This is a genomic window from Candidatus Afararchaeum irisae, assembly GCA_034190545.1.
Lineage (GTDB): Archaea > Halobacteriota > Halobacteria > Halobacteriales > Afararchaeaceae > Afararchaeum > Afararchaeum irisae.
Window position 1 is genome coordinate 1 of the sequence record JAXIOF010000113.1, and the last position, 6,415, is coordinate 6,415.

Consider the following 6,415-nt stretch of genomic DNA (forward strand, 5'->3'; position numbering starts at 1 on the left):
CGACGAGCGCGAGCACGGTGTCCTCGAACATCTTGAACAGCCGCCCGTCGTTGTGCTCCTCTTTCAGGTAGCGCACGTTCTCCAGCATATCGTCCACGTAGGGGGCGAAGAACTCCTCTACCCCAGAGTAATCTTGTGAAGTGTAGTTGTTAATGCGCTCTTCTAGTCCACTCTTGTACTTCCAGTCGAACTCTCCGCCGAACTCCTCTGCGAGAGCCATGTGGTCTTTGACCGTGTCGAGGACTCCTTGTAGAGCCGCAAAGTACTCTCCGAAGTTACTCACTCCCGTTTCAAGCTGTATAGTGTCGAACAGCGGCATCCGCACGCGTCGGACGAGGAATCCATCCTCTGTCTCAGGTACTTCGTCCTCGTCTACTTCGACAGGGAGGGGGACAGGTATACGGACATCCTGTTCGTCCTCCGTTATCGCGTCGAAGGTCATCTGCTGAGTGCCGTCGTCGCCTAGATCAGCTCCCGTCAGCTCACGTTCGTTACGGAGAGTGTCTGTTCTATAGATCGGGAGCCGACGTAGTGTATACTCGGGGTTCTGATCCTTCGCCTTTCTGTAAGCTGGGAGAATTGCGACTACGAAACGTATCTGTGCCATTAGAACCGCAAACGGGTGTATGTCGAGACCCACGACACGGGGACGTGTACATAGATCCTGTAGATGCTCCTCCCAGTCGGGATTTTCTTCGTACCGTTCTATGTCCTCCAAGTATCTTTCTACGGCTTCTACGAGGAAGGTACCAGAACCACAAGACGGGTCGATTAGACGCTGATTTGAGATACCGCGTTCGTATCCCACACCGTCCATAATGTAGTCGACGACGGGCTGAGGAGTGTAAAACTCACCGAGTGCCTTACGCGTCTCGGGGTCGAAGTACTTCTGGTAGAGGTCGCCAAGTAGGTCTCCTTGAACGTCGGCAAAGTCGAAGCGTAGGACGTTGAAGAAGATCTCCGCGACAGCCCGACTGAAACGGTTACGAGTAGTCTCACTGATACGGTCGACTTCTCCCGTGCCCCGTGCCACAGCCCTAAACTGGCTGGCTCCAGTTTCGTGTCCCCGTGAAAGCTGTTCGGCGTATCCGTCCGTCCACCACACGAAGATGTCGTCCTGGAAAAGCCCCTCGACTAACTGATCCTGCATATCGTCTATCAGGTTATCGGCTGCGACTGGGAACGCGTCGAGGTTGATACTTTCTCCGAAGCCTTGGAGTCCACGGAAGTACTCTCCCATGCCGTTGTATCCTGTGCCTGCGAAGAAGTCGTGATCCTCAGTCGCTTTTGCGAGAAGGAGACGCGAGAGAAGAGCGTGACCACTCTCTAGACAGAACATGAAGTCACGTAGAGACTGTTTTCCGTTGATGAACGGTTCCCACGAGTCGGGGACATCATCTGGCTCGTCCGCATAGGTTGCCTCCCAGAAGTCATACGCCCCCTTCACGAACTTGGCTTCTTTCTCATCCCTAAGCTCCTGTAGAATGTCCATCATGCCAACTACGAGATCCGCAAATGGACTACCTTCTTCGAGACGGAAGGTGTCGAAGAAATGCTCCTGACCAAGCTCGGATTCTTCGTCTAAGGGGATAGGATCTAACCCTTCCAAGAACTGATTGACGTCTTCGGGATTAGTAAGGTCGAACTCACGTTTGTAGAGAGCGTCAGCGAGGTCGCGGGCTTGACTCTGTGTTATAGACTCTAAGGAGACAACAAGAACCGGAGAACTCTGCCCTCGACGGTAGAGACGTAGAATCTCTCCGTTTGTCAGGACTCCATGTTCTGCCTTTAGATACTCCATGTAGTCGAAAAGCTGTGACTTGTGGGGCGACAGTTCACGACCCGATGTCTTGAACTCGTAGACCGTAGTGACCGACTCGTTAGTGTCGAGAGTGATGTAGTCAGGACGCTGATCGTTAGGAAGTGTAAACTCACTCCGTATGTACGTTCCCGTACCTTCGTAATCGAGCGCGTCGTAGAATCCCTGTTCTATAAACAGAGTTTCTACATCTCGCTCGCTCATATCCTCGTCTATCCGTTCATATATCGACTTTAGAGAATCCCGTAGTGAAGCTACATCTGACATTAATCAAGGTCTCCTCCTGAGTATGGATAACTCAACTCTTTGATATCTTATGGTTCTTTCCTATCGGAGATATATGACATGACAGAGGAAAGACACGACCACCAAGATCAATCTACACGTCGTCCGGCTCCAAGGGTAGTCTCTCAGGATCGACATCGTCGTATGCCTTGTCGGAGGAAAGAAGACTCAGACCACGGTTCTCCGCAATCGCGGCGTGGAAGGCATCGAACGGAGTCATTCCTTCCTCATAGTAGTCGATGGCTTTCAGAACGGCTTGATTCTCATCGTCTGAGCCGGCGGGGACTACTTCAAGCAGGTTAGAGAATAGACGGACATAGTCGTACTCGTGACGTTCTCGAATGATAAGTAGCTCGAGGTAGGAAAACGGAGAAGTCACGACCTCACGCTCTTCTAGAGCTTCTTCTGCGCGTTCCTGTAGCCAGTCGTCGTCCTTTACGAGAGCTATCAGGAAGTCGGTCTCGACGTATACCGTCATCCGTCGTCTTCTCTTCTCGCGGGCTGAATGTCTTCTCTGGATTCAGACTTGGATTGTTCGAGAGCCTCTTGCCTAAGCTCCTCGGCTGACTCTCCCTCAAAGGCGTCGCCGGCTGCGTCTCGAGCCGCCTCAAGCGGGTCGTCGTCTATGGGTATGAGTTCGATCCTGTCCTCATACTCAACTACGTGAAACTTCTCGCCGTACCTGTCTCTCAGCTCAGACGAGAGATAGAGACGTCCGTGTGAATCCGTCTCTACTGTCATAGATACAGTATTCATGTCATAAATAAAGGTCTTGTCCCAAGATAGAGTTTCGAGACGCCGACAAACGAGGGCGGTAGCTTCATCTGTCTTGCTCCGCGATTAATCCCTAATGGAAGACGACATACTCGAAGACGAGCCATGGGAATCTGACTCTGGCTCTGACAGTAATCCCAACCCCAACTCGGACACCGACGTCCCGACCGGCTCCTCGACGATACCCGAGGGCGACTATCCCTCACCACCGAGCGAGTTGCCGTCGGATTCGGAGGCGACTGTCGGACACATACTCGCAAGCGAGAGGATCATAGTCGGCGACACCGAGAACAAGATCAACATCTACGTCGACATAGACAGACGTGACGAGATACGTCTCGGCGACTACGTCCAGATACCCTACAGCGTCGGTGACGGATCGGAGAAGTACCTCTTCGCAGTCGTCTCGTCTCTGAGATACGAACCCTACACTCAGGTCAACGACAAGTCACAGTCGTACGCCGAGGTCAGCCTCGGTGACGAGGTCGACGAGAGGGAGTTCGTCTTGGTCGCAGAGACGAAGCCCCTCTCGATAGTCGAATCCGAGGGGGACGGTGACGGATACCGACGTAAGCCCGTCGATCAGATTCCGAAGCCCAACACGCCGTCGTCTCTCGCGCGCGATGAGGACGTCCTCCGAACGGGTCTCAACGTCCCCGGTGACGGCATATTCGCGGGGTACATGGCTGTCGGAGGACGTAGGATAGAGGTCGACGGCGAGCCGCTTGCCTACTACCTCGAAAATCCGGGTATCGATCCGTCGGGCGAGGTCGAAGAGGGCGAGCCCGCAGTCTTCCGGCATATGCTCGTCGCGGGTTCGACGGGAAAGGGTAAGACGCATTTCACGAAGAACATCCTGCGTCAGCTTTCGTCGGAGAAAAGGTATCCCATAGACGAGTACGGTAGCGGTGAGACACTCCGTATGCGCCTCAACACCGTCGTGATAGACCCCGAGGGCGAGTACGTCGAGATGTCGGAGGACAATCCCGAACTCCCCGAAGACGACGAGAGACGTCTCCGGAGACGCGGCGTCAAGACGGGTGGGATAGACGACCTTGAGGTCTTCGTCCCGACCGTTGCAGGAGCCCCCGCGCCCTCGGCTCCCTCGTACCGCGAGTTCACGGTGCCTTTCGGAATAGTCGACGACGTGCCCGAACTCCTGATGCCGTTCGACCCGTCGCCCGTGACGCGCCGTGCTATCTCCGACTGTCTCAACGCCTACTTCTCAACCGCGGACGATCCGACATACGAGGGATTTACCGACTACATGGAGACAAACGACTCGTCGGAGGTCAACGCTGTAAAGGAGGCAAACAGCATAGCCGACGCGACGTGGGACGCCGTCATGAGACGCGTCGTCGACAACGGCGTCTACCACCGTGTCTTCGACAACGGAACCGCCCCCCTCACGGAGATCACCGACGACGTCTTCGACGAGGGACAGACGACAGTGATACCCACGAGCCACATAAGAGGAGCGGTTGAGGATCTCGTCGTCCTGTCTTTGCTCGCTCTCGTGATAGAGAACAAGATATCCGAACACGACGTCGACGACGAGATAAAGAACACGCCTATCTTCGTAGCCACAGACGAGGCACACAACTACTTCGCCGAGGCGGACACCACGAGAGGACGTTACGTCGTCGAGAAGGCACGCGCCGCAGTCAAGCAGGGAAGAAAGGATCTACTCGGACTCGGTATGATCACACAGAACCCCGAGGACATAGACGACGAGATACTCAAACAGATAAACACGAATATCTTCATGGGTCTCAGGGACGAGGTCGTCGAGAGAGTGCCGTCTATACCCTCACAGTTCAGGTCGGAGATACCGACATTCGGAAAGGGCGAGGCGGTCGTAAAGGCTCCCGACGTCGAGGCTGTCGAGGTCGAGGGTCTGAGATACTGCATGACCAAACACGGGAACTAGTCGAGTATCTCCCCGACTGCTTCGATGAACTTCCGGTTGTTTTCGGGTGTCGATGTCGTGACCCTCATGTAGCCGTCTCCGAGACGGTCTTCGTCGAGTGGCTTGACGAGTATCTTCTTCTCCGCGAGCTTCTCGGCGACCTCGAGAGCCGAGACGGATCTCGGAGAGAAGTCGGCGAGGAAGAAGTAGGTCTCATACTGAAGGACAAAAGAACGTGAATATGAATTTTCCTATAAGTCGGATACCGGGAATAACACGGGTACGTATCCGACGTTTTCCGAGAAGACGGTATTCAATCTTATCTATTTTTGTCCTCCAGTATCAGTCGGATAGGTCTCGACACCCATCTCGGACAGGCTCTCAGAGAGGTCACGTGTCCACGACCTCAGCCTGTCCGCCCTGTCGTAGATCTTCTGTTTGTTCCTCAGCGACGCGACTGCCGCCGCCTCTCCGGCACGTGAGAGAGGATACGCGTCGTTGTTGGCGTTGGCGTTGAGTTCGTCGGCAATCGCTTCGGGAGCGACTACGTATCCGACACGGAATCCGGCTAAGCTGTGTGCCTTCGAGAAGGTACGTGTCACTATCAGGTTACTGTAGTCGGGGACTAAGTCGGCGACAGTCTCACGCGTGAACTCGAAGAAAGCCTCGTCGACTAAGAAGTAGGTGTCGGGGTTCTCCTCTAGGAGGTCGGGTATCTCAGAGACATTGAAGCTTCCGCCGTTGGGGTTGTTGGGACTCACCACTACGACGAGGTCGGTGTTACTGTCGAAGTCTAAGTCGCCGAGGTCGTACTCGAACTCCTCCTCGGGAGACAGACGTGTCTCGGTGTAGTCGGGTGATATCTCCCTGAAGAGGTGGTACGTCGGAGTGATGAGATGTGACTTCTCGACGTATCTGTCGAATATCTGTCTTAGTATGAGCTCAGACCCCGCGTTTATATGTATGTTCTTCTCGGGAACCCCTATCTCGTGGCTTATGAGACGTCTCAGGGGCTCGGAGTAGGGCTCTGTATACCGGTTCGACCTCGGAAGCTCCTTCCTCGCTGCCGAGACCGCCTCGTCTATCGGCGGAAGTGGGTTCTCACACAGTAGGAGACGTATGCCTTCTCCGACGCCTCCCTTCTCGGCTCTCGAAGCCTCCGTCATGTCGATATACAGGTCACCGTGTCGTCGACCCCCGGAAGCTTCTGTATCTGTCCCGACACGAGATCGAGTATCTGTTCTGTCTTCTCAACCTCGAACTCGGCAATTACGTCGTACTTGCCCGTTACGGCACTTGCCTCCGAGACCTCTCCGATATCGTTGACGTTCTCGACGAGACTCTGTATCGAACCCGTCTCTGACTCTATTAAGACGTACGACTTAACCATGTTCGGGAGACGGACTCGAAGTTATCAAGTCTTTCCCCTTCGGGACGCAGACTGGCTGGCTGCTACCACGAGGGTAATACCTGCCGAGGCTTGGAAAGGGTTAAATATTCGAAGAATAGGTATTGGTAGTACATCACAGTATTCCAAGTACGGTAAAGATCCGGTGGGGTTACCTACTGTGGTCATCTGTCTTTAGCTAAGTTAGAAACCGCTTGACAGTAGCGTCTTATCGAGGCTA

6 protein-coding genes are annotated in these 6,415 nt (G+C 54.3%); 1 reads left to right on the forward strand and 5 read right to left on the reverse strand.

All coding sequences use genetic code 11. From position 1 onward, the window contains the following. From SV253_10150 to SV253_10160, 3 genes are all read right to left on the reverse strand, one after another. Positions 1–2,086 (reverse strand): N-6 DNA methylase (locus tag SV253_10150; protein ID MDY6776410.1); only part of this gene is annotated, 2,086 nt, incomplete at its 3' end. A gap of 112 nt (positions 2,087–2,198) precedes the next feature. Continuing rightward, positions 2,199–2,582 (reverse strand): PIN domain-containing protein, encoded by a 384-nt coding sequence (locus SV253_10155; protein MDY6776411.1) that lies wholly within the window; start codon positions 2,580–2,582, stop codon positions 2,199–2,201. After that, the gene (locus SV253_10160; protein MDY6776412.1) at positions 2,579–2,845 is read right to left on the reverse strand and encodes an AbrB/MazE/SpoVT family DNA-binding domain-containing protein; all 267 of its coding nucleotides are present in this window, start codon (positions 2,843–2,845) and stop codon (positions 2,579–2,581) included. Before SV253_10160 ends, SV253_10155 begins: the two co-directional genes overlap by 4 nt. A 109-nt stretch (positions 2,846–2,954) precedes the next feature. Here SV253_10160 and SV253_10165 point away from each other — a divergent pair, with 109 nt between their 5' ends. Continuing rightward, entirely contained in the window at positions 2,955–4,808 is a 1,854-nt protein-coding gene (locus SV253_10165) for an ATP-binding protein (protein MDY6776413.1), read from the forward strand. A 302-nt stretch (positions 4,809–5,110) separates the two neighbouring features. Here SV253_10165 and SV253_10170 read toward each other — a convergent pair whose 3' ends face one another. Both SV253_10170 and SV253_10175 read right to left on the reverse strand, forming a co-directional pair. Beyond that, positions 5,111–5,953: an aminotransferase class I/II-fold pyridoxal phosphate-dependent enzyme gene (locus SV253_10170; protein MDY6776414.1), complete on the reverse strand. Its 843-nt coding sequence runs from the start codon at positions 5,951–5,953 to the stop codon at positions 5,111–5,113. Continuing rightward, positions 5,950–6,177, reverse strand: a complete 228-nt coding sequence (locus SV253_10175; GenBank protein MDY6776415.1) for an Lrp/AsnC ligand binding domain-containing protein — start codon at positions 6,175–6,177, stop codon at positions 5,950–5,952. Before SV253_10175 ends, SV253_10170 begins: the two co-directional genes overlap by 4 nt. Positions 6,178–6,415 lie beyond the last annotated feature (238 nt).